Genomic DNA, 22,888 nt, shown 5'->3' with positions numbered 1-22,888 from the left:
AGAGCACCGAATAACAACGAGCAATTAGACTATGAACGTACTGATAATAGGTTCCGGAGCAAGAGAACATGCGCTTGCCTGGAAACTGAGCCAGAGCCCATACGCCCAACAGATATTTGTCGCACCCGGAAACGCAGGCACAGACGAGTTTCATACAAGCTGCGCCATCGACATCCACAACTTCGATGAGGTTGCCAAGTTTGTCACAGATTTCAACATCATGATGGTCGTAGTGGGTCCTGAAAACACGCTGGTAGAAGGTATACACGATTACTTCCAGGAGAAGGATTTTCTGCGCGATGTGTTGGTGGTAGGCCCTAAAAAGCTGGGTGCGATGCTGGAAGGCAGCAAGGACTTCTGCAAGGCCTTTCTGCAGAAGTACAACATCCCGACGGCACGTTACGAAACATTCACTGAAGCTAACTACCGCGAGGCCGTGGAGTACCTGCGCTCGCACAGTTACCCTGTGGTGCTCAAAGCCGACGGCCTGGCTGCCGGCAAAGGTGTGATCATTGCACAGAGCTTTGAGGAAGCCGTTGACAGCCTGGAGGCCATGCTGCGCAATAACAAGTTTGGCAAAGCCGGCAGCAAGGTCGTGATCGAGGAGTACCTGCAAGGTATAGAAGTGTCGGTGTTTATTTTGACGGACGGCAAAGAGTATGTGCTGTTGCCTGAGGCAAAAGACTACAAGCGCATCGGCGAAGGCGATGCGGGTCTGAACACAGGAGGTATGGGCGCTGTTTCGCCTGTTCCGTTTGCCGACGACGCCTTTATGCAGAAGGTACGCGAGCGTGTGATCGAGCCGACCATCCACGGCATGCAGGCCGATAACCTGGACTATACCGGCTTCCTGTTCATTGGCCTGATGAACGTGAACGGCGACCCTTACGTGATCGAGTTCAACGTGCGTTTGGGCGACCCGGAAACAGAGGCCATTCTACCGCGCATTAAGTCAGATTTGTTTGAGCTTTTTCTGGCCCTGCACGACCATAAACTCGGCGAGTTCAAACTGGAGATAGACCCGCGTACAGCGGCCACGGTTTTCCTGGTGTCCGGTGGTTATCCGGAAGGCTTTGACAAAGGCAAGGAGATCTCAGGCCTGGGGCAGGTGAACCCTGATACCCTGGTGTTCCATGCCGGCACAAAACGTGTAAATGATAAGATTGTGAACAACGGTGGCCGTGTGATTGCGGTAACCGGGTTGGGCGATACCATGGAAGAAGCACTGGCAAAAGCCAACCAGGCAGCCGAAGCGATTACCTGGACCGACCGTTACTATCGTCGTGACATAGGCTTTGACTTACAGAAGCAACCAATACGCTAGGGCTATACCTGTATAAAAACAAAGGCCGGTGTTTTGCGAAACACCGGCCTTTTTGTTGGGATAAATTCGAAGCTTAGCAGTAAGCTTCAAAAGCGCCTTGCAGGTTATCTACAATGCGGTTAAGTTCATTTCCCTCGATGTGGTAGCGCTCGATCATGTGCACCAGTTCGCCGTCCTTGAACAGGGCAATAGAAGGAGATGATGGCGGATAGGGCAGCATGTACTCACGCGCTTTGGCCACAGCGTCCTGCTCCATACCTGCAAACACGGTAATCATTTTAGACGGGCGCTTCTCAGAAGCGGCAACAGCCATCTTAAGAGCAGGGCGCGCCTTAGAAGCGGCGCAGCCGCAAACAGAGTTTACCGCTACCAGCACTGTACCTTCTTTAGAAGAAAGTGCCTGCTCTACCTCTTCTGCGGTCATCAGTTGTTCGAAGCCTGCAGAGGTGAGGTCTTCACGGATCGGGGCGACCATATATTCAGGATACATTCCCATGATTATCAGCTTTTTAATTGAAAGATAATTGACTCCGCAAAATTAATCATAATTCTGCAGAAAGGCTACATATCAGAAGTATAACACGGGATAGGGAACTTAAAATATATCTTTTTGTATAGTTTTGAGAATATGCATTTTAGCTAAACACAAGGTATAGAATAAGGGTATATACGCTTATTCCGTTATGCTGTGTTCACGGCCTGATTTAGGGTACATGGCAATCGGGGAATTTACGCGATCCTTGGCTTAAGACCTGACTATGCAACCTCACTCTTACCCACATCCTTTCGGCATGAAAAGGCTCCACCAGACAGCCTACTTTTATATGCCCGCTAATGAGGAGCGGCCTGCTGAGCTTATCCAGATTCTGAATTGCGACCGCACCTACATCCATGTGCCCATGCGGGAAGAGGACATCACGCTGGACGCCTTTTTTGTGCGCAACATGACGGAGGCGGAGGTCCAAAACTTTAGCAGCCATCAGACCTGGCAGATATTCGTGCACTGGGACGAACTTCACGAGGACCACGTGCGCTACAAGGTGAGTGGGAAAGTGATAAAAGAACTGGAGCAATTCAAACAGAAGTTCCCCTTATCTGAAAGTGTAGCGGCCTAGCACTAATAATTACAAAATTTAGAACAGGTATAAGAGATTGATTCTTCTAACGATCAAGGTATAATACAAAGTAAAAAGCCTCTCAGAGAATACGGAGAGGCCTTTTATTATCACATCGCGGTATAGCCACCATCCACAGCATAAACTGCACCCGTTACAAAAGAGGCATCATCAGAAGCCAACCAGAGATTCGCCTGGGCTACTTCTTCGGCCTTTGCAAAGCGTCCAAGCATACTCAGCTGTTTAGCGTATTCCTCCGCATTCAATCCAAACTGTTCCAACGCGCCTCTCAGCATCGGCGTATCAATTGCTCCCGGCGCAACAGAATTAATCCGGATGCCGTGCGGAGAATAATCCATTGCTGCGCTCTTTGTCAGTCCAATAACAGCATGTTTGGCCGCAATGTAGGCTGGGGTTCCCGGCTGTGGACGAATACCACTTACAGAAGAAGTACAAATGATAGAACCGCCATTTCCCTGAGCCATCATCTGCTGCACTTCATATTTAAGACACAGCGCAACACCTTTTAAATCGATTGACATTAACCGGTCCCAATACGCTTCATCGAAGTCGGCAATCGGTTTGTCATCCGGAGTGATCGCTGCGTTGTTGAGGGCAATATCGAGTCTTCCATAAGTCTCCACCGTGAATTGCACCATCTTCTGAACGTCTACTGATTTTGAGACGTCCGTTTTCACAAAGGCGCATTCGCCACCGGCAGCCTTTATCTTGTTGGTCTGCTCCTGGCCTTTTTCTTCATTGAAATCGGCGATCACCACTTTGGCTCCCTCTTTTGCAAAGAGCTCGGCTGTTACTGCGCCCATGCCTTGCGCTCCTCCGGTAATGATGGCGACTTTATTCTCCAGCTTTCTCATAGTATAGATTTTAATCGGTTATGCTTATTTAAGTTGCTTATCAGTGATTGCTATACCTGCAGGAGAACTGAGATCCCCTCCCTGCCAAAGCGAGCTTACTTGCGTTCCTTTACATTTATTCCCTTGGTTTGCGGATAATCTTCAGGCTCTGGCTTGTTATACATAACACAATGAGTACTTGGTTATGTTCTGTATGTAAATCAAACGAGGAAACAGTTTTGGAGTTGTTTAAGTGTTTTTCTAAGGCTTTTCCTGGAAATGGTGATCAAATCTATGCGGTAGTTAGAGCGGCTCACATCCGTGGTGTGGCAGTAGGCGCCATCCTTCGCCAAAAACATAAATTCTCTTAAATCAGAGTCATAAGTTAAGTCACCAGAAAGCAGCAAATTCGCGCCTTAACCTGCGCAGGGATGCTGCTTTTCTATTTGATTGAAACTTAACCCGGGAGGAGAGTTGCTCACAAAGCAGTGCGCCTTCAACCTGCCCGAAACGTGACGGGACAGAAAGAATCCTGCTTCCTATACCTTGAAAAACCCTTTCTGCACATTTTTGAGCATGGTTTTTCAATCGCTGCCAAATTATTAAGTGTTATATTAAAACATTCCTATAAACAAATGCGTTTATTTGTCCATCCTTACATCATTCACGCATAAAAACTTAAAAACAGTCTGCTTATGAAAACACCTCTACTCACCATCTTCCTTTCCTTAGTGCTACTCCTGAATGGGATGGCCCAAAACGCACCCAAGCGGGAGTTCCGTGGCGCCTGGATCGCCACCTATGCCAGTATAGACTGGCCGAACAGGAACCAGACGCCAGCCCAGCAGCGGACTGCTCTCATCTCGATCCTGGACCACCACAAGGCCACTGGCATCAACGCCATATTCCTGCAGGTGCGCAGCCAGTGCGATGCGCTATACCCTAGCCCAATTGAACCCTGGTCTGCAGACCTGACCGGTCTGCAGGGTAGAGCGCCCAGCACGCCCTGGGACCCGATGGCCTTCGCGATCGAAGAGTGCCGCAAGCGGGGTATGGAGTTCCACGCCTGGATTAACCCGTACCGGGCCATTGCCAACTATAACAACATCGGCACTTTCGACCCGAACCATGTGGCCCGACGCAAGCCGGAGTGGTTGCTGGCAGCGGGCAACCAGCGCATCCTCAACCCTGCCCTGCCAGAGGTGCGCGACTATGTGACTTCTGTTATTGAAGACATCGTGACGCGTTATGATGTAGACGGTATCCACTTCGACGACTACTTTTACCCGAACGCGGTTTTCAACGACGACGCTAACTACCTGGCTGACCCGAGAGGCTTCACTGACCGTAGCGACTGGAGAAGGGATAATGTGAACATGCTCGTAAAACAAGTGAGCGAGAACATCAAGTCAGCAAAACCTTGGGTGAAGTTTGGCATTTCTCCATCGGGCATCTACCGCAACAGCACTAACCCGGCCATTGGCTCCAATACCACTGGCCTGCAGCACTACGTGACACTTTATGCCGATTCCCGCAAATGGCTGCAGGAAGGTTGGATCGATTACCTGGCTCCCCAGGTATACTGGTACATCGGCCAGCCGGGCGCCGACTACGGCAGGCTCATCCCCTGGTGGAATAATAATGCCTACGGCCGCCACATTTATATCGGCATGGCTGGCTATAAAGTGAATGACCCAGCACAGGGTGCGCACTGGGCCAATCCGTCGCAGATACCGAACCAGGTGCGTATGAACCGTGATGCTGCCCACAGCAACATCTACGGGCAGGCGATCTACAATACCAACAGCCTGCGCAGCGCCACCAAACTGGGCTTCCGCGACTCGCTGCGATACGACTTCTACAGCAAGCCTGCCCTGATGCCCAACATGCCTTGGCGAGACAACGCAGCACCAGCAACTCCTGCCGACCTCATTGCACAGCGCCACGGCAATGACTCCGTGGTCATCACCTGGAACAAGCCCGCGGATAGCGGTAACGAATTTGACAAGGTGAGGCAGTTTGCCGTATACCGCTCGCTCAGCCCGATGATGGATCCGGAGAACACCGACAACCTGCTGGCTATTACCAACACGGCCACCGGCAGGTATACCGACAAGGCCCTGCCTTCTGACGCACCTTACTACTATTTTGTGACGGCGCTGGACCGCTTCCACAACGAGAGTGCGCCTTCTAACGTGAGCGACTACATGGCACCGATCATAGCCGGTGTGAGCAACCAGGAGATTGCGCTGGATGCAGCCAACTGCTCCGCCACGCTGCCTGACTACACCAGCATGCTGACAATAAGTGACGACGTGTCCTTCCCGGACCAGATCACGCTGACACAGTCACCAGCTGCCGGTACCGTCATTAGCGGTGCCGGAACCATGCAGATCACCTTCACGGCGACTGATGCCTCCGGCAAGTCCAGCTCCGAAAGCTTCACCCTCACGAAGAAAGACGTTACGGCACCGGTTATCCTGGTTCAGAACATCACACGCACACTCAGCAACGGCATCGTCAACATCACAGCAGCTGACCTTGACCTGGGTACCTGGGATAACTGTGGTCTGGATGTGAATTCACTTCAAGTTTCGCAGAGCAGCTTTGATTGCAGTCACATCGGCGAAAACACCGTGACACTGACAGCCCGTGACCTGAGCGGCAACGAGGCTTCGTCCACAGCCGTGGTAACGATCAACGGTGTGGTGCCACAAGCGGCCATCAGCCTCAGCAGAACGGATAATACCTATACTGGTCTGCCTGACAACACCATCGCTCTGGGCTACGGCGCCCAGACGCTGACACTCACAGCAAGCGACGCCACGTCAGCCGATGCCACCACCCGCTATACCTGGACGCCGGCAACCGGTCTGAGCAGCACAACAAGCGCTGTAGCTGAGTTCTCTCCGCAGGCAGCAGGTACTTATACCTTCACCGTGGAAGCGACCAATGCGTATGGCTGTACCTCTACTGCCACCGTTACCGTGGAGGTGATTGATGTGCGCTGCGGCGAGAACAATGACAAGGTACTGGTATACCACAAGACAGGCAGTAACGCTAACCCGGGCAACGGCATTTGTATAGCGTCCGAGGCAGTGGCAACGCACCTGAGCAAGGGTAGCGCGCTGGGCGGCTCTGTTCCGGCTGCAGTGGCCGGCAAAGGCCTTGCTCCTGTGCTGAGTGCGTATCCAAACCCGTTCACCAGCGAGACGACAGTTCGGTTTACCCTGGGTCAGGCAGAAGAGAAAGCAGTGCTGGAGGTATATGACCTGAACGGCAATAGGGTAGCACGTCTGTTTGAAGGCAGTGCAGCAGCCGAAAGAACCTATACCTTCACGCTCAACGGTAGCACCCTGCGAAACAACGTGTACATCGTGCGCCTGGTAACATCCGGAGAGGTGCAAACCTTCCGCCTGATGAAGAACAGGTAAGCTTACACTGATTTTATTTATGGAAAAGCACCTGCCGGGGAATAGGCAGGTGCTTTTTTTTGTGAGGTATAGCACGGTTTTCGGTTTGGAGCGGACCTTCCCTGGCAGAGACACTTAATGAGCTGTACGCGCAGCTTCAAGATCAGCTGTTGATTCATTTCAGGTACCAGCAAAGCATTAGAGAACGGGCTTAAGCCAGGCAGCCAATAAAAAAGCAGAGAAGGTATAGCTACACCAGAAGATTTGTGAAATGCCGTATTAATACGTACTGCTTGAGGCAAAACTGTATTTATGCGCTTAAACCCTGTAATTAACCCGATAAGGTCTTTTCTCTTTAAAATCTCTGCCCTAATACACGTATAAGGCTAAGTTGCCTGCTCCAGAGAAGGTTAGAAGCCGGGAGGCACTGGAGCGGAATACCCCTTTAATGGTCTGAATACAAGGCAGCCTGAAGCAGTATATCCGTATACAGCATGAGCAGCTGTATTTTTGTAGCCTACCCGAACATCTTTATTTACATCCGCATATAGCATACCCATGGAAGAGCATAACCCTGTTAAAGTTATCATAACAGAAGATCACATCATCTTACGGCAGGGCCTGAAAGCACTGCTGAGCGAGGACAGTGGAATAGAGGTGGTAGGAGAGGCCAGCAACGGAGTGCAGTTACTTGAATTACTTGCAGAAGTGCCTGCCGATGTGGTGCTGATGGATATTAATATGCCCCAGATGGATGGTTTTGAAGCCACTGAGCGTGTTGTAGCAGCGTACCCTGAAACAAAGGTTGTAGCGCTTTCTATGCTCAACAGTATACCTTATGTGCAGAAGATGATGAATTACGGTGCCTCAGGTTACATCTTAAAAACCACCGGAAAGGATGAACTGCGCTCTGCCATCAAGCTGGTAGCGAACGGCACAAATTACATTTGTAGCGAACTCTCTATCAAAATGCTTTCTAACACTATGTCGCCGGTGGCTGCCAGTAACGAAAAAGTGGAAAAGATCGGGCTGTCGAAGCGGGAAGTGGAGGTATTGACCCTGATTGCAGAAGGACTTACAAATGCCGAAATTGCCGATAAGCTTTTCACCAGCAAGCGAACCATCGAAACGCATCGCCAGAACATACTGGAGAAAACAGGAGCCCGGAATACTGCTAACCTGATCAAGTACGCCATCGGCCACAAAATCATTGATGTGGATGTTTCGGAATAACCCTTCGAGGCCTTTTACTTCCCTTCCGTATTCCCCGTTTTGTGCGCCATGCGCTCGAGCGTTGCATGTGCATTCAGTAGACTCATCAGCATCCTGTAATCGTAAGATTTGTAGGTAATCCCATCAATATCGGAGAAGAAGATCTGCAGTGTGTAAAGCAATTCAGGTGTGAGTTCCACTTCCTTTGCCTCAGCTGCATCAACAGGCTGTGGTTGTACAAGTAAGCCGGCAGGGATGACCTTCACGTGAAAGGTTTCGACACTTCCTGCGGCCTGCTTATCCTCATATTCCTGAAGTAATGCATGCACCTTCTCAATCATACCTCTACCTTTATTAAGCGGGTTTGCTTACAGCTATTTCCTGCAAACGAGTCTTAAAGGTAGGTCTTGTAATAAGTAACTACACCAGTATTAATACTCAAGAAAGGCGTTATAAGTGCTCATATTTTATGTCTATTTTGCTATAAATCAGAACTTTGAGCAAAGCGGCTCTGGAATGTAGGGAGCGGTTTCAAAAAAAGGCTGAAGGCAAACCTGAGTCGGTATACCTTCAGCCTTTGGAAACACACCCGTAGCAGATCAGCTTGTTTTGTTATTGTGGCACTGGGTAAATGTGACCTCGATCAAACAGCCCTTGCCGGCTGTAGTAGCTAATTCAAATTCCCCATCCAGTAACTTTATCCTGTTTTTAATACTTTTCAGGCCAACTCCTTCCTTATTCTGCAGTTGGTTCTGGTCTATACCTTTGCCGTTGTCGCGGACACTCAGATATACTTTTTTATCGGCTATAGTTAGTGCTACGTCCGCTTTCGTGGCCCCCGAGTGTTTGATTACATTATTCAACAGTTCCTGTATAATTCTGTACACCGATAGGGACGTGGCGTAGTCCAGGCCATTGACAGGCAATACAAGGTTTGACGTAATCCGTAGTTTAGGGCTCTGATACCGGTTTATAATCTCTTCTACGGCTGTTTTAAGCCCAAATTCTCTCAGAATGGCAGGCGTAAGTTCGAAAGAAATATTACGGGTGATCTGTATACCTTCCGTCAGAAACTGCTCAACGTCCTCTTTCGATGATCTTTGCTGCGCAGTGCTTGCCGGCAGGTTGTCCAGCTTGAGTTTTGCTGCGTAAAGTATCTGCCCGAGGCCGTTATGCAACGCTTCCGAAATACGACTGCGCTCTTCTTCCTGTGTCTGCAGCATCGTATTGATGGTTTCGCGTTGCTGCGACAGCTTCAGTCTTATAGTAGCTTCTTCGGCATCTTTCTGGTCCTGTATGTCGGTGGCAGTTCCGATCCAGAGCGTAATTTCGCTCTTTTCATTTTTAACAGGCACATCTTTGATCAGGTGCCACCGGTAGGTGTTATCCGCCTTGCGGAGAATCCGGGCCTGCGCACTATGCACTTCTCCTGTTTTCAGGCAACGTTCGTAATCCGGGATGATAATTTTCAGATCGTCCGGGTGAAAGGCTTTCTGCCACTTCCAGCCTTCCGACTCTTCTTTTGTAAGGCCCGTATACTCGTACCAAAAGTTGTTGAAGGAGCTGTTTTCCCCATTTGGTTTATTGGTCCAGGTAATGTGCGGCACGGCTTCCAGCAGGGTTTTAAACCGGTCGGCATTTTGACTTAGCTCTTCCTGCTGCTTCAGCACGGCTTGCTCGTTCAGTTTCCGTTCTGTTATGTCCTGCAGGGTTAGCACCAGGCCGTCGTCAAACTTAACCGCCACCACATGCAGCCATACCTCTTTGTGGTTTATTTCCTGCATCAGTTCTGTGTCAAGCGAATCGCCGGTTTCCACCACCTGCACCATCTTCTCAAACACACCCTGCTCCATTAATTTAGGATAGGCGTTCCAGAGTGTTCTGTCTATCAGTTTGCTTTCCGGCTTGTCGAACAGGTCCTGTGCCTTCTGGTTAACGGTGCTGATGCTGAAATCTGTGATCACGTGGGCAGCAGACCGGACTGCTTTTAAGGCAAGTATGGCGTTAGGAGAGCTATGGAGTATACCTGTATGCAACAGGTGCATGGTCTTCAGTTCGTTGATCTGGATGAAGATGATAATGGCCCCATCGATTTTCCTGTCCTGCGTTATGTAAGGCAACAAGCGCATTTGGTGCCACACGCCGTTCTTGTCCTGCAGCTCTTTCTCGATAACCTGGTTGCTTTCTATGACATGCTTTATGTCTTCTGTGAGCTTGTCGTAGCGCAGGTTGTTGGAGATGTGGTCTATGGAGCGGCCAATGTCGCTTTCGATCAGATTTATCAGGCGCGTGGCCGATGGCGTATACTTCCGGATGATCAGTTTGCGGTCCACGAAGATCTGCCCGATGTCGGTGCTCCGGAAGTAATTGTTCAGGTCGTCGTCGAGCTCAATAAGGGCCTTAATTTTGTACTGGTGCTCGGCATTGATGGTATGCAGCTCCTCGTTCAGCGACTGCAGCTCCTCGTTGGTGCTTTGCAGCTCCTCGTTTGATGACAGCAGCTCTTCGTTGGTGCTCTGCAGTTCTTCGTTGGCGGTTTCAAGTTCCTCTACTACCGCCTGCAGGTCGTCTTTGGTATACTGTAGTTCCTGTTCCAGCTCATCAACCCGGTTCTTGTACTGGCTTTCGCTTGCTCCCAACATCTGGTCCGGCTTGAGCGGAATACGCGGCTGCTCCTCGGAGAACAGTATAAGAATGTAGGACTGGAGCTGCTTTTTATCTGCCGGATATGGTTGCACAATCACATCGATATGGCGTATATGATCGCCTTCATTGACCTGTACATTGTGGGCAACTACTTTGTGCTTATCTACAGTTGCCTTGCGCAGCATGGCGCCCAGGCTTACGGCCAGGTCCTGTGGTACGAGCTTCAGCAGGTTAAATGTAAAGCTCTGCTCGGGCAGGTCGAGGAACTTTTTGAATTTACCGGCCGCATGCAGCACATCATAGTTCTCATCCACATACACGGCAGCGTACCCATACTCTTCCAGCACGGTTTCGCTCAGCAGTTCGTTAAAGCTGTGCTGCAATACCTGTTTTGCCGTCAGGTCGCGGGATAAGGATGGGAGCGTGCTAATGATGGGGCGCTTACTCAGGTTTCCTGAAAACGACTCTGTTATCCCCAGCGGGCGGGCGGGCTCCGCATTCCGGAAGATCTTCCACTTCTTGTTCACCTCCTCAAAGCTCTTCAGATCTCCTATACTCTCGCTGGACCCCAGGAACAGGTAGCCCTGGATAACGAGGGAATAGTGAAATTTGTCGATTACTCTTTTCTGCAGCATCGGGTTCAGGTATATGAGCATGTTGCGGCAGCTCACCAGGTCTATCCTGCTGAAAGGAGGGTCGTTGGTGACGTTGTGGGGCGAGAAGATAACCGTGCGGCGCACACGCTGCGCTATTCTGTAGCGGCCATCCTCTTTTACAAAGTAATCGTACAGCCTGTCTTCAGATACTTCAGATAAGCTACTCTGTACATACAAGCCTTTGCTCGCAAAATCAAGCGCTTCACGGTCAATGTCTGAAGCGAATATTTTAACTTCGAGCTCTTTCTTTACTTTGTCGAGGTGTTCCCGCACCAGTATGGCAATAGAATAGGCTTCTTCGCCGGTTGAGCAGTCGGCTACCCAGATCCGGAGTTGTTCGTTGGCTTTTTTATTGTTTACAATGTCCGGAATAACATTGCTGGCCAGTATCTTATAGGCCTCCTCGTCGCGGAAGAATTTGGTGACCCCGATCAGGAACTCCTTGCCCAGCATCTCCACTTCGTCGGCGTTCATATTCAGGTAATCGAGGTAATCCGTGAAGTTATTGAAGCCTCTGATGTTCATGCGCCTGCTGATGCGCCGGATTATAGTAGGCTGTTTATAATTGCTGAAATCAATGCCTGTCTGCCGGTTTATCATGTCCAGTATCTGGAAGAAAGTGGCTTCCATCTCACTGTCAGCAAGCTCCATCAGGTTAGGGTTTACGGGCCCTAGTTTGATGTAATCCAGTATCTCGGCAGACATCAGTTCAGGAGGGAGGATAAAGTCTGCATACCCAGAGTTGATGGCGCTGCGCGGCATGCCATCGAACCGGGCAGTGGTTGGGTCCTGTACCAGCACCAACCCGCCTTCTTTTTTAATGGCTTCTATACCTTTGGTGCCATCAGTGCCGGTGCCGGATAACACCACCCCGATCGCACGCTGCTTTTTGTCCTGCGCCAGGGAAATAAAGAATGTGTCAATGGTTTGGGAGCGGTTCAGGTTCGTCTTATTGCTGAGCTTAAACCGGTTGTTTTGGACGATAAGCTCTTTGGAGCTGGGTATTACGTATACCCGGTTGGCTTGAATCGGCGCACCGTCCTCTGCTTCCTGCACTTTAAGGGCCGAGTATTGTTCCAGTATTTCTGTTAGCAGGCTGCGATACTCAGATGAAATGTGCTGCACAATAACGTAGGCCACGTTGTCCTGCGGTACAGTACTGAACATGGCCTCCAAGGCCTGCAAGCCGCCGGCAGAGGCTCCGATCCCGATCACATACACATCCTGTTCCCTTTTTTTTGCCACTTTGGCCTCCGAACTACTGCCTTTGCCGTCTTTAGCTGCTTCTGCCATACCTGTTTCTTTAGCCTCTGTATTGCGCCGATTTTTTTCCTCGCCAATTTACCTAATTATACTTATAACATAACGATGGTAAGGTAGGTGCAGTTAGTTACAGAATACCGTGCTGCCAGCGCAAGGATGTTTCTCAGTTTGCTGCTAAAAGCTTAACACTTCATTTTGATGCCCGTACAAACATTTACTGTGTGCATGAGCTTTAGTTAGTTGCTCCGGATGAACCACAGCGCCACTTTATGACTGAGAACATACCTAAAATAATCGTCATCGGGATGTCGGCAGGAGGGATGCAGGCACTTACCACGCTGCTCTCGCGGTTGCCGGAAGAGCTGCCCGCTTCCATTTTTATAGTGCAGCACCTGAGCCCCGATTCGTCTGCCACTTTTCTGGTAGACCGCCTGAACAGGTATACCGGACTGGTTTGCAAAGTAGCGGAGCATGAGCTCGAGTTTCAGCTCGGCACCGTATACCTTTCCCCTCCGGATAAGCACCTGCTGGTAAGCGGCAACAAAATGCTGGTAGTTAAGGGACCACGTGAAAACCAGTTCAGGCCGGCCATAGACCCCCTGTTCCGGTCGGCGGCGGCACATCATGGCGGCAATGCTGTAGGCATCGTCCTAACCGGTTTTATGAGTGATGGCGTGATCGGGATGGAATGTATCAAAAGAAGTGGCGGCACAACGATTGTACAGCACCCGAACGATGCAGAGTTTCCTGCCCTGCCCGAAAATGTACTTAAGAAGGTAGACTTGGATTATGTAGTGCCCCTAAGCGAGATGAGTGAAATACTGGAAGAGCTGACGCGACAACCTGCTCAGCAATCATTAACAATTCCGGCTGACATACGGCAGGAAGCCTTAATTGCAGAACGTATCATGACCAATACAACACACACGAGCATCGAGGAATTGGAAAAAGCAGGCGCCCGCTCAGCCTATAGTTGCCCGGATTGCGGGGGCGGCTTGTGGGAGATGAGCCAGGAGGGAACTATGAAGCGATACAGATGCCACTCCGGCCACGCCTATTCGCAGGACTCGCTGTTGCTGGGCATGTCCAACTCGCTGGAGGAAACACTTTGGGTGGCATTGCGAACCCTGGAGGAACGACGTAATATTTTACTGAATATGTCGCAGGGCGAGACTGTTAAGGGAAACCACAGGTGGGCCACTATGCAGGAAAAGCGCGTGGAAGAAATGAAAGTGCATATTGAGCGGCTAAAGGAGCTTCTGTCCAAATCATCTGCAGCGGATAGCGAGCACATGGGAGAACTGGGGTAATAAGGGAAGGGCTGGATAAAAACAGAACTGGCAAGCCTGGTTATACCTAAAATGCTATACCTGATTGCGAGACCGAAATAATGCGTAGAGGGATTGTGTAAAACCCTTATTCTGCCGTTTAAAGTCGGTATTTATAGTCAATTCTATATTCGTGGAGTACAGCGGGGCGTATACCTGAAAACAGTGTGTTTCTTCAGGGAGGGATGCTTATGCGCTTCAATGCTGGTTGAAAAGATCCGATCCCGCAATTGGTTCATAGGTGCGTTTCCTAAAGAAGCTTTAGACCGACTTCCAACACCACGACACCCAGGAAAAAACTTATAATGAACACTTCCCGAACCCTTCTAGTAGAGGAATTAGAAAAGCTCTCTCTTGGCTTACTTAACAGCAACACCCTTTTACTCAAACAGATAAACGGTTCTTTGTTATGTCAGTTTCTGTCGCAAGGTCTTGTAAACTACACCGTTACGGTTACAAACCAACTGCTAGCCACAACACTCTGGCAAGTAAGCAGTTTGGGAATTATAAATGGCTCCGACTTTGTGGTCTTCAAAAACGTCTTCAGCAAATTCTCCTTACACGTAAAAACCAGGCACCTGTACCACGAACTCGGAGTGCAGCGGCCTGATCTGGATATTGAACTGCAAAACCTGTTGGCGGCGTAGGTTATACAATAGTTGCAAATTATCGGCAAATGCAAAAAGCCACTTGACAGTTTTACCTGCAAGTGGCTTTTAAAATGAAGCAGCTTACCGGTTGGTAGCTTTAACAGAACTTCATGTTGTTTCGTAGTTTATAAGATCAGGTTAAGAATTGACTACGTTAACTACGTAATCAAACCTTATAATGGATTTACCTATGTGGAGTTAGTTGCACAAGGTACTTTATTTTAAGCTGATACAAAGGCGAGGTAAGCGAAATGATCGTACTGGGCTCTCACTTAGAGTGAAAAGGGAAGGGGGTTTATTCGATTCATTTTCCAAACATGTGTTTGAGCTTATCAACCATTTGGGTTCCTCCACTTCATTTTCCAGAAGAAACGCAAATGGGTTTAGTCTCGGCGCATGCTGACATACAATCCGTACCACAGCGAGCATAGGCTCAAAAAGGATCATGCCGGGTATACATGCCGTTTTCTCCTTTAGCTGTACTCTCCATATAAACTTTAGTTCAGAGATCTGAAAGAGGGATTTTGGGAGGCAAATCTACCATTTGAAGGCAAGGCCTCACTGGATCCTGGTGAATAGGGTAACAGCTACACAAGAGGTGGCGAATCCCAGCGCTATAAGGATTGGGAGCAGGTAGAGGTGCTACGGGAGTCGGCCGCCAGGGTGATGGACGAAATCAAACCCAGGCTGGCAGCACGCACAACTTTAGCTGAAAGCAATGAGCAGATTACTACCCCTGAAAAGAGTATCGGGAGGTACGCAGCAGGATGTTGCAATATTGAATTTATCTTATGATTGCTGAGATTAAAACCTATATTTGCTATGATTAAAGTACGATTTACTTCCATCAATGAGGCAGGAACTTAGAAATGCGTTTGGGAAAGTGTTCCTCACGATAACCCCGGACACAGAAAACAGGTGGGTGCATACAGACTGGGTCGGCTATCTGACGCAGGACAACATCAAGGCTGGTGCCCTGGCATATGCCAATACTGTCAGGGAGGCCGGGTTCAACTGTGTCCTGAACGACACAAGACAGGTTGTTGGGAGCTGGGACCATTCCCTTGACTGGGTATTGAATGAGTGGGCGCCTCAGGCAGCCGCAGCGGGCATCAGGTTCTTCGCTCTCATCGCCACGCCCGAGTCCTTTGCTGAGACAACCGCCTCCAACTTCTACTCTAAGATCAGCGCGTTTGAGGTAAAAATGTTTGACAACGAAAACGACGCCAGAGATTGGCTGCTCCGCCATTCCCTGGGGAAATAGGTTGAACAGTGAGGCGAATACACCGGGTAATCATACAGCATGGAACAGCAAGTTAAGCTAAGGAAAGTATTTGGGGACATTTTCTTCACAGCCACGAGGTTAAACGGAGATTCCATCCTTCAAGCGCAGTGGTATGGGGTGCAGTCGGTGGAGACTGTGAAAGAGGGCGGCTACAAGCTACTGGACATGATACGGGAGGCGCCCTGCTCCAAGCTGCTCAACAGCAACAAGGACGTCGTCGGATCCTGGGACATGGCGCTCGAGTGGGCAGAGAATACGTGGACTCCCCTCATGCGGGAGGCCGGCCTGCGTTATCTGGCGCAAGTGGTGCCAACCAGTATTTATGCCACCCTGACCATTGAAAGCCTGATACAGCGGATTGACAAAAATTTTGAGATAAGAACCTTCGGAGACGCTGAGGAGGCTGAAGCATGGTTGCGCTCAGTCGAGGATTAAGCACCCTGGCTTCACGCCACAGGTCTACTCGAAATTCCCGGCAATGAATAACACAACCGTGGCAGGGCCGGCGGTCGAAGGCAGCTTACCAGTGATTAATCGGAAAAGCTTTCAGATGAGATATAACCTGCTCAGACGGGACATTGGTAAAGTCGTTTGTAGCTGTAAACTTACATTTTCCGGAAGTGGATCTTTTTTTCGTCTTCCCAGACGCACAGCGTTTTATTATCGGACATTTCAGCGGTTTCAATGTAGCTGCCTTTCCCCACCACGGTTTCCGTATCTGCATTCAGGAATTTTAGCTTCAGGTCCGTATCATTCTTCCAGACAATAACCGGATTTGTTCTCCCGCTGATACGGCAGTTCCGGCCTTTGCCAATTTGCACTTCCTGCTGGCCCGGCTGTGCATAGAAGATGCTTCCTTCCCGCTGCCAGGCAGTGTGCATCACATTTTTACTGTCCAGCAGTATATCTCCGCCATCCATGGGACAGCCTTTCAGTTTCCAGGTGCCGGTTCCAAGCTTCTGTGGCTGGGAAAACTGCTGTCCGTTGTCTGTAGACTTGGTCAGGTAGAAATCCCGGGAGCCATCTATCCAGTTTCTGAACATCAGGTATACCTGCCTGCCTTCTACGGCTATACTTGGCTTACAGCACTCGCACACGGTGCTGTCAGGCGATTCGTACACGACTTTGTTTTCTGACCATTTCTCAGCGCCACCAGTTGTGGAAGCAAACACGATCTTATTTTGCTTGTTGTTTCTAACGTCCAGCCACACCGCATAAAAGGTGTCCTGTTCATCGGAGGCGATACTCATCAGGCCTTCAGGTGCAACACCGGGCACGTCATTTACAGCAGCAGCTTTCACCCACTTATCCGTAGTGTGGTTGAGGCTGTAGGTATGGATATCGCCCTGCTTATCTATTGCGGTCACCACCGAGTAATTCGTTGAACTGGCGATCTGAGGCCCCATGGACATGCCCAGATACAAGCCCTCTAGTTGTCCTACTAAAACGGGTTCAGAGAAGGTTTCCCCGTTATCTTTCGAGGTGACGCAGTAGATCTTATCCTGCAGACCATATACCACCCGGGTAATGCCTTTCGTGTCTACAGCGATTTGTGGCTGCCGGCCTGCGCCCAGTAGCGTAGCTGTAATATCAGTATCTGTTTTCGTTGCCCTTTCTTTATCAGTACTGTTACAGGAAACGCTCAGGGACAAAAGCAGAACAAACGACAGGAGTTGTAAGGGTATCCTCATGTTTCTAAAAGTGTCAATTCATAGTTTAGTGTAAGATAGGGAATTTCTGGAGAAACCTGATCGGAGGCAGTAAGGGGTAATCTGCCGGCTAATTATGTGCAGGCCGGAAACTGTAGCCTATTGCCGGAAGTAAGGTCTGCAGCAGCGGAAATAACAGATAGATGTGTGCAAATCGCGACCACATAAAAAAAGCCACTTAACAGTTATACCTGTAAGTGGCTGATTTTTCGGTGGTCGCGAAGGGAGTAAACGCGGCTTTATTGTATTAAATCTTACTGGATCATTAGTGTTCAATTCTGCTTTTCAATCCTGTTTCTCCCGCTGCTCTTTGGTTATGCTTAATCATAAACATTCACTTCTGTCAGCTGAAGTGTACCGTAATGTGTACCGCCTCTTAGCCTGACCCTTTTGCGTTTTCTTAAGAAAATTGCTAGCGCTAATTTCTCAATATTTATATGCATGGGATGTTAATTATTTGTTCAACAAATTTCTGTTGTAAGTTTTCTTTATCAGCTACCAAATTTACTTCATTGTTATTTGAAACTATAGAAAGGGAATTACTAATAGAAGCTCTAATATTAATGGATTGGAAAAATGCTTCAAGTCTGTTAAGTGTTAAATATTGTGCACAAGTACCTGTATAAAGTTGCATTAGTAGGGGCCAGTAAGTTTGTATAGTATTCTTGATAGTATTAACATCTAAATCCGAACTAGGAAAAACAGCAATTATACAGTCAGATATAACAATAGGTTCTTCTAAATAATACACTGCAATTTTACTTAATGATGGTTTGCACACACGTGGTATCAAAATACATGGGCCTGAAATTGTTGAATTTGACTTTGTTACAAGTATTTTAGATGGCGTAATGTTACCATTATTTAAGCTGGTAGTATGTATAAGTTGATAACCTGTGTCATTATCAATGAATTCTCTTGATCGGGGAATAGATAGTTTTCCTCGGAACAGTTTTAAAGCTGATGTGCTTACTTTAGAATTACTTTCGAGATCTCTTTTGCTTCGTTGATGAGAATTATAAGTTTTGACTTTAAAATCGAGCTTAGATATTCTAACGCATATTGTATGAACAGAGCAGCCGCTAAATGTCCTTTTCGATAGTTTAAGTTCCATCGATAGATTGTAATAGGACTGAAGCAAGTTACGGGCTAATTCATCTTTATCACTTGTTAAACAGCTTGAGGGAAGAATTGCTACAAGTTCACCTTCTGACTTCAAAAAATTAAGACTGTTGATAACAAATGCTAAGGCTGGACTACATTTAATTATCTGATTATGATAAAAAGCGCTAACTAGTCCACCACCTCTTTGAGAAAAAGGTGGATTAAGCAGTATAATATCAAATTTATCATCTGTTGATTTAAATTCCTCATCTAGATATCGTTTAACACGATTTAGATCAAGAAAATCAATATTTGTTGATTCCCAGTTCGGGTATTGAGTTGAAATATAGGAGATTGCATCTTCTGAAATGTCATTTGCCAGAATTTGAGCAGATGAAAACTTACTTTTGGCAGCCTCAAGTAAAGACCCATAGCCTGCTGCAAAATCTGCAACTCTCAATGGGGTATCTACTTTAGACAAATTCACAAGTTCCTCCGCAATGTGGGCGGGGGTATAATGCGAGTCAAATTTCATTATTAAGCTCCTTGAAGGAATAGTTTAAATTTATCTGTATGGTAAATATGTAGCTTATATGCGCCAGATGTTCTACCTTTTTTCCTTGTCGGATGATCATATAATAATTCAACTGTAAGTCCTGAGCATAAATAAAATAGAACAGCTCCAAGAGCATGCGGTTTTGTTCCAATCAAAGCTACTTTATACAAATCGGACCTCTCACGATTATGAATATCAAATAAAGTGTAATATAATCTAAAAGGGCAATTTGCAGCCGCAAATCTGATGTTGTGCCACATTCCATTTTCCAATAAACGCTTTCTATTTACTAAATATGTTTCGAATGGAAAAGCCATTTGAAAACCTGGTACACCAATTATCGGGAAAATTGAATATTGAGGAGGGTCTACACTTGTAAACATCAAATCAAACCGTCGTCTTTCAAACCCTAATAATGGAATGAACGAGAATTTTGATGAACCAAAAGATCTTAGAACTACAAAACCTGGAATAGATTTAATGGGTTTTAAATTTTGACTGAGGTCATATGAATATGGCTTATCTGTATTTGGAATGTAAGTTTCAGGTTCAGCGTATAAAACTTTAACCTCAATATTTAACTTAAAGCAGGTTTTTAATAATACCGCCCAAATGTGATGCGATAAGCCGGTAATATCTAAATAGAGTGTTTCACTGCTATAGTATAATTTAATGAATTCAATTACTTGAATTTCATTGACAATACTAACTGTAGCTTCCTTGCCATTTGTACTGTAGGTAAAAGAATCATCGCTTTCTTCAGTTATATGAATATGGTTTGGGTGACTTGGTCCAAGATATTCTGGAATTCTAGTTGTCCTTTCCTCATCTGTAACACGATAAATAACTATACCATCTTTAAGTAAAGGGTTAGAGCTTTTTAACTCATAGGTTTCAGAAAATATTGGTCTAAGAGCAAGGGCTCTATCAGTAGAGATCATCTATTAAATAAGTTTAATTGGGTACCCTCGCCAGTTATCTTATCGTTCAAAATCAAATACTCGTCACTAAATGATTCTTCTCTATTGTGTTGTTTCAATAGTTTATCGATCGCTGATTTCTGATCTGTTATTAACTCGGTCAGATTGTTTTTGGATAAACTCAATTTACGCTTTTTTCTGTGGCTTATTTGGAACAAGGCACTGTAAATAGGGTGTATTGAGTAGTCGTAGGATTTGGGGTCATTACTTGATAACTTAGTTGAAATACTTCTTCTGATTGCCAGATGAGATATGCTTGCTTCAAGTAGTGAAATAATATTAATAGAATGACTATCTTCAGGTGAATCATTAGCCTCACCATCATTCAGAGTGAATTGATTGATTTCTGGCGCATGACCCAGTGGCTGCCTTGCTAAAATTTCAAATGCTCTTCCTAATCCCTGAAGCATCTGCATTATATAATTTCCCCTTACATCTAATCCTTCTAATTCTTCAAAATTACTGAATCCGACTTGATGGGCTGCTTTTGTTTGGATAATGGCTTGAACTGGTTGTCCTATTTTTCCGTCATCTTTTATATGCATTTTGAGGCAGTACTCTACTAGTTGTAGTAAGAACCTAATATTTGCGCCCGCCATTATTACAAGTGTGCTCCAGCCAGAATAATATTTACGGAAGCCTACCTTATTTCCTTTGATAGCAAACAGCAATGCATACTTATAATTACCATATCTAAAAGTCCATTGTCTAGTATTGTTTTTAAAGTTTTTTACTATTTCTTGTGGTGAAAGATTAATGTTATGCTCCCATTTACATAGCAGCCAGATAAATAAATAATGATGATCAGGTAATAAATTTGCTACCTCAGAATACTTACTGGACTCTTTAATTATATCCTTTATACCTAGAAGCTCCGCCTCAGCTTCGATAGAAAGACTCGGAAATAAATTGTTAACTAAAGGCTTTGTGTCTATATTGAGTTGTTTATACAATACACTGATTCTTTCTTCGCATATAGTTTTAGCGAATTGATCAAAGTCTTTTTCTAGTTCATTTTGGATGTCAATCTTTCTATAATCACTCGGTGAACGTAACTCTTGGTTATTTAATGTGATTCTACTCTTCCAGCCTAATTCTCTTACTCCTACTTTGAAACAATAATTCTTTCCAGAGGCTTGCTTTATCAATGTGTTTACAACTTTTTGCTGATATTCAGAAAAGCTTTCATATTCATCTATTAGAATAAAAAACTTCTTTTTATTAAAAAAATTTAATGATCGAGTTGCTTCAAACAATCTATCAATAGGGCCTCCTAGAATACTAAGATTATATTCATCCCTTATGTTGGAATTTATATAATTTTCAAATCTACTTAGCTCGGAATAAACAAAGGTTTTAATCTCAGCAAAACTGTTCAGTTTATTACAACCTAAGGAGCTTTCGAAAATTCGCCAACTGACGTCTGCTAGATCATCAGAGTTTATAAACTGTTTATTTTCAAGCCATATTAAAAGATCAGCTACAAGAGAAAGCACAACTAGGTTTACGTAATGACCAAAGGGACGAATCCATTCTTCATCACTTTTGCCTAATCCTGTAAATGCACTTACCCTGTTAGATTCTACTTTGTAATATAATCCATAATAGTCCCACTTATCGGGTGTTCTGCCAAGTAAATAATTTTCACCCTCGTATGAGAGTCCTTTTAAAACAGTTGTCTTGCCAGTTCCTCTTCCTCCTATCAGAACACAACTCTCTACACCCGTAATCTCAGGAAAATAAGAAGGTTTGGTATACAAGCTAAACATATCATTGTCTAGCCACTCAGCTTTGTAAACAAACAGTTTGTTTATAAGCTCATATACATGGTCGTTTGTATCTTCTGCCATTACTGTATTATAAGAGGTTGCCAACCATTTCTCTCCCATCTGATAGCTCCTATAGAAGCGTCTGGAGCTTTATCTCTAATGCCTAATAGTAATCCTTGTTCACTATAACCCTTCCAGTCATATTCATCCGCTCCATCAGTATTAGGTATGCCACCTCTTTTACTTGCGCTTTCTAGTGCCTTTATTCCATCTAACTGTGTATTTCCTGCCCAGGCATTAGAAGGTATGTTGAATATATTGTCATCATTTGAGATTACATGGCTGATACAAAATGTTACATTTTTGCAGTATAGCTTAAGTTTAGATAGCCCAGATTCCGTACCAAGTAAGGCACAGTAATAGATTTGTGAACTATCTGTTTTATAGGACATTGTTTCATAAGAATGGTCTTCGATGTTGAACATATCATGTGCCTTTGTCCACATAGTATAGAATTGACTTCCACTTCCTATAAAGTCATCTACAAAAATTATAGGTCTGCGGTCTTGACTATTTACCCAGGCATTGTACCAGATTTTAAGTGCTTCTTCTGGTTCTCTAAATTGGTCCTCTCCGATCCCAAATAAATTTCTCGCCTTTTGCACAAAGCTATAGCCACTGTCTGTTAAGCTTGGCTTTTCGCCTCTTACAGGACAAATTATACAAGAATTGTAGAAATTACTCCATTGAGTTTGGATACTAATAGGGCTATTATAATCAATTGCAGCCTGGCCCGCTTTTATAAAGGCTTCTCTAAAAAGCTCATTACAAAGCTCATCATTAAAATAAGTGAAATTGTCTAGTAGGCGAAGAGCAAAGGGCTTCTCCTGCTCAGTAAAGTTCTTTAGCCAACTTATATAATCAATTTTCCTTCTACTCGGCCATAGACCGATAGTTACTAAGTATTCACATTTATCAAATAAACTTTTTTCGAATTCATCATCATCAAGCAAACTTTCCATTA

17 protein-coding genes are annotated in these 22,888 nt (G+C 46.3%); 8 read left to right on the top strand and 9 right to left on the bottom strand.

Annotated elements, in window-relative coordinates; genetic code table 11:
* Positions 1-31: 31 nt before the first annotated feature.
* Positions 32-1,324 carry a phosphoribosylamine--glycine ligase gene (gene purD, locus AC4QZR_RS01835; protein WP_494479402.1) on the top strand — a complete coding sequence of 431 codons (1,293 nt, stop codon included), beginning with the start codon at positions 32-34 and terminating at the stop codon, positions 1,322-1,324.
* Between the two features lie 73 nt (positions 1,325-1,397).
* Here purD and AC4QZR_RS01830 read toward each other — a convergent pair whose 3' ends face one another.
* The gene (locus AC4QZR_RS01830; protein ID WP_305884434.1) at positions 1,398-1,814 is read right to left on the bottom strand and encodes a BrxA/BrxB family bacilliredoxin; all 417 of its coding nucleotides are present in this window, start codon (positions 1,812-1,814) and stop codon (positions 1,398-1,400) included.
* 268 nt (positions 1,815-2,082) lie between these two features.
* Here AC4QZR_RS01830 and AC4QZR_RS01825 point away from each other — a divergent pair, with 268 nt between their 5' ends.
* On the top strand, positions 2,083-2,439 hold the full coding sequence (locus tag AC4QZR_RS01825) for a hypothetical protein (RefSeq protein WP_494479401.1): 357 nt from the start codon (positions 2,083-2,085) through the stop codon (positions 2,437-2,439).
* A gap of 110 nt (positions 2,440-2,549) precedes the next feature.
* On the opposite strand, the gene AC4QZR_RS01820 is transcribed toward AC4QZR_RS01825, so the two are convergent.
* Entirely contained in the window at positions 2,550-3,314 is a 765-nt protein-coding gene (locus AC4QZR_RS01820) for an SDR family NAD(P)-dependent oxidoreductase (protein WP_494479400.1), read from the bottom strand.
* Positions 3,315-3,988: 674 nt separating this feature from the next.
* Between AC4QZR_RS01820 and AC4QZR_RS01815 the strand changes: the two genes are divergently transcribed.
* Complete coding sequence (locus tag AC4QZR_RS01815) at positions 3,989-6,727, top strand: family 10 glycosylhydrolase (protein WP_494479399.1); 2,739 nt, start codon at positions 3,989-3,991, stop codon at positions 6,725-6,727.
* A gap of 537 nt (positions 6,728-7,264) precedes the next feature.
* Entirely contained in the window at positions 7,265-7,939 is a 675-nt protein-coding gene (locus AC4QZR_RS01810) for a response regulator transcription factor (RefSeq protein ID WP_494479398.1), read from the top strand.
* Between the two features lie 14 nt (positions 7,940-7,953).
* Here the strand turns inward: AC4QZR_RS01810 and AC4QZR_RS01805 are convergent, their stop codons facing one another.
* Both AC4QZR_RS01805 and AC4QZR_RS01800 read right to left on the bottom strand, forming a co-directional pair.
* A complete protein-coding gene (locus tag AC4QZR_RS01805; protein WP_494479397.1) occupies positions 7,954-8,259 on the bottom strand; it encodes a hypothetical protein in 306 nt (101 codons plus the stop codon).
* A gap of 258 nt (positions 8,260-8,517) precedes the next feature.
* Positions 8,518-12,513, bottom strand: coding sequence for a chemotaxis protein CheB (locus AC4QZR_RS01800; protein WP_494479396.1), 3,996 nt, complete (start codon positions 12,511-12,513; stop codon positions 8,518-8,520).
* Between the two features lie 239 nt (positions 12,514-12,752).
* On the opposite strand from AC4QZR_RS01800, the gene AC4QZR_RS01795 reads away from it, so the two are divergent.
* The 4 genes from AC4QZR_RS01795 (at position 12,753) to AC4QZR_RS01780 (ending at position 16,181) form a co-directional block, all read left to right on the top strand.
* Entirely contained in the window at positions 12,753-13,793 is a 1,041-nt protein-coding gene (locus tag AC4QZR_RS01795) for a chemotaxis protein CheB (RefSeq protein ID WP_494479395.1), read from the top strand.
* Between the two features lie 323 nt (positions 13,794-14,116).
* Positions 14,117-14,458, top strand: a complete 342-nt coding sequence (locus AC4QZR_RS01790; protein ID WP_494479394.1) for a hypothetical protein — start codon at positions 14,117-14,119, stop codon at positions 14,456-14,458.
* 925 nt (positions 14,459-15,383) lie between these two features.
* Positions 15,384-15,725 (top strand): STAS/SEC14 domain-containing protein, encoded by a 342-nt coding sequence (locus AC4QZR_RS01785; protein ID WP_494479393.1) that lies wholly within the window; start codon positions 15,384-15,386, stop codon positions 15,723-15,725.
* A gap of 39 nt (positions 15,726-15,764) precedes the next feature.
* Positions 15,765-16,181, top strand: coding sequence for a hypothetical protein (locus tag AC4QZR_RS01780; RefSeq protein WP_494479392.1), 417 nt, complete (start codon positions 15,765-15,767; stop codon positions 16,179-16,181).
* Between the two features lie 170 nt (positions 16,182-16,351).
* Here the strand turns inward: AC4QZR_RS01780 and AC4QZR_RS01775 are convergent, their stop codons facing one another.
* The 5 genes from AC4QZR_RS01775 to AC4QZR_RS01755 form a co-directional block, all read right to left on the bottom strand.
* Positions 16,352-17,437 carry a hypothetical protein gene (locus AC4QZR_RS01775; protein ID WP_494479391.1) on the bottom strand — a complete coding sequence of 362 codons (1,086 nt, stop codon included), beginning with the start codon at positions 17,435-17,437 and terminating at the stop codon, positions 16,352-16,354.
* A gap of 451 nt (positions 17,438-17,888) precedes the next feature.
* The gene (locus tag AC4QZR_RS01770) at positions 17,889-19,094 is read right to left on the bottom strand and encodes an N-6 DNA methylase (RefSeq protein WP_494479390.1); all 1,206 of its coding nucleotides are present in this window, start codon (positions 19,092-19,094) and stop codon (positions 17,889-17,891) included.
* A gap of 2 nt (positions 19,095-19,096) precedes the next feature.
* Positions 19,097-20,056, bottom strand: a complete 960-nt coding sequence (locus AC4QZR_RS01765) for a hypothetical protein (protein ID WP_494479389.1) — start codon at positions 20,054-20,056, stop codon at positions 19,097-19,099.
* Positions 20,053-21,984 carry an ORC-CDC6 family AAA ATPase gene (locus AC4QZR_RS01760; RefSeq protein WP_494479388.1) on the bottom strand — a complete coding sequence of 644 codons (1,932 nt, stop codon included), beginning with the start codon at positions 21,982-21,984 and terminating at the stop codon, positions 20,053-20,055. The genes AC4QZR_RS01765 and AC4QZR_RS01760 overlap by 4 nt, the downstream gene beginning before the upstream one ends.
* Positions 21,945-22,886 (bottom strand): phosphoribosyltransferase-like protein, encoded by a 942-nt coding sequence (locus tag AC4QZR_RS01755; protein ID WP_494479387.1) that lies wholly within the window; start codon positions 22,884-22,886, stop codon positions 21,945-21,947. The genes AC4QZR_RS01760 and AC4QZR_RS01755 overlap by 40 nt, the downstream gene beginning before the upstream one ends.
* Positions 22,887-22,888 lie beyond the last annotated feature (2 nt).

It is taken from the genome of Pontibacter sp. YIM B11418 (genome assembly GCF_059278805.1).
Note: the sequence above shows the minus strand (reverse complement) of the source record. Positions and strands in the feature narration are given on the sequence as shown.

What these genes read in the sequence shown, in the direction of transcription:
- purD (WP_494479402.1), top strand. Translation starts at nt 32, where the DNA reads ATGAACGTACTGATAATAGGTTCCGGAGCAAGAGAACATGCGCTTGCC.
- AC4QZR_RS01830 (WP_305884434.1), bottom strand. Translation starts at nt 1,814, where the DNA reads ATGTATCCTGAATATATGGTCGCCCCGATCCGTGAAGACCTCACCTCT.
- AC4QZR_RS01825 (WP_494479401.1), top strand. Translation starts at nt 2,083, where the DNA reads ATGCAACCTCACTCTTACCCACATCCTTTCGGCATGAAAAGGCTCCAC.
- AC4QZR_RS01820 (WP_494479400.1), bottom strand. Translation starts at nt 3,314, where the DNA reads ATGAGAAAGCTGGAGAATAAAGTCGCCATCATTACCGGAGGAGCGCAA.
- AC4QZR_RS01815 (WP_494479399.1), top strand. Translation starts at nt 3,989, where the DNA reads ATGAAAACACCTCTACTCACCATCTTCCTTTCCTTAGTGCTACTCCTG.
- AC4QZR_RS01810 (WP_494479398.1), top strand. Translation starts at nt 7,265, where the DNA reads ATGGAAGAGCATAACCCTGTTAAAGTTATCATAACAGAAGATCACATC.
- AC4QZR_RS01805 (WP_494479397.1), bottom strand. Translation starts at nt 8,259, where the DNA reads ATGATTGAGAAGGTGCATGCATTACTTCAGGAATATGAGGATAAGCAG.
- AC4QZR_RS01800 (WP_494479396.1), bottom strand. Translation starts at nt 12,513, where the DNA reads ATGGCAGAAGCAGCTAAAGACGGCAAAGGCAGTAGTTCGGAGGCCAAA.
- AC4QZR_RS01795 (WP_494479395.1), top strand. Translation starts at nt 12,753, where the DNA reads ATGACTGAGAACATACCTAAAATAATCGTCATCGGGATGTCGGCAGGA.
- AC4QZR_RS01790 (WP_494479394.1), top strand. Translation starts at nt 14,117, where the DNA reads ATGAACACTTCCCGAACCCTTCTAGTAGAGGAATTAGAAAAGCTCTCT.
- AC4QZR_RS01780 (WP_494479392.1), top strand. Translation starts at nt 15,765, where the DNA reads ATGGAACAGCAAGTTAAGCTAAGGAAAGTATTTGGGGACATTTTCTTC.
- AC4QZR_RS01775 (WP_494479391.1), bottom strand. Translation starts at nt 17,437, where the DNA reads ATGAGGATACCCTTACAACTCCTGTCGTTTGTTCTGCTTTTGTCCCTG.
- AC4QZR_RS01770 (WP_494479390.1), bottom strand. Translation starts at nt 19,094, where the DNA reads ATGAAATTTGACTCGCATTATACCCCCGCCCACATTGCGGAGGAACTT.
- AC4QZR_RS01765 (WP_494479389.1), bottom strand. Translation starts at nt 20,056, where the DNA reads ATGATCTCTACTGATAGAGCCCTTGCTCTTAGACCAATATTTTCTGAA.
- AC4QZR_RS01760 (WP_494479388.1), bottom strand. Translation starts at nt 21,984, where the DNA reads ATGGGAGAGAAATGGTTGGCAACCTCTTATAATACAGTAATGGCAGAA.
- AC4QZR_RS01755 (WP_494479387.1), bottom strand. Translation starts at nt 22,886, where the DNA reads ATGGAAAGTTTGCTTGATGATGATGAATTCGAAAAAAGTTTATTTGAT.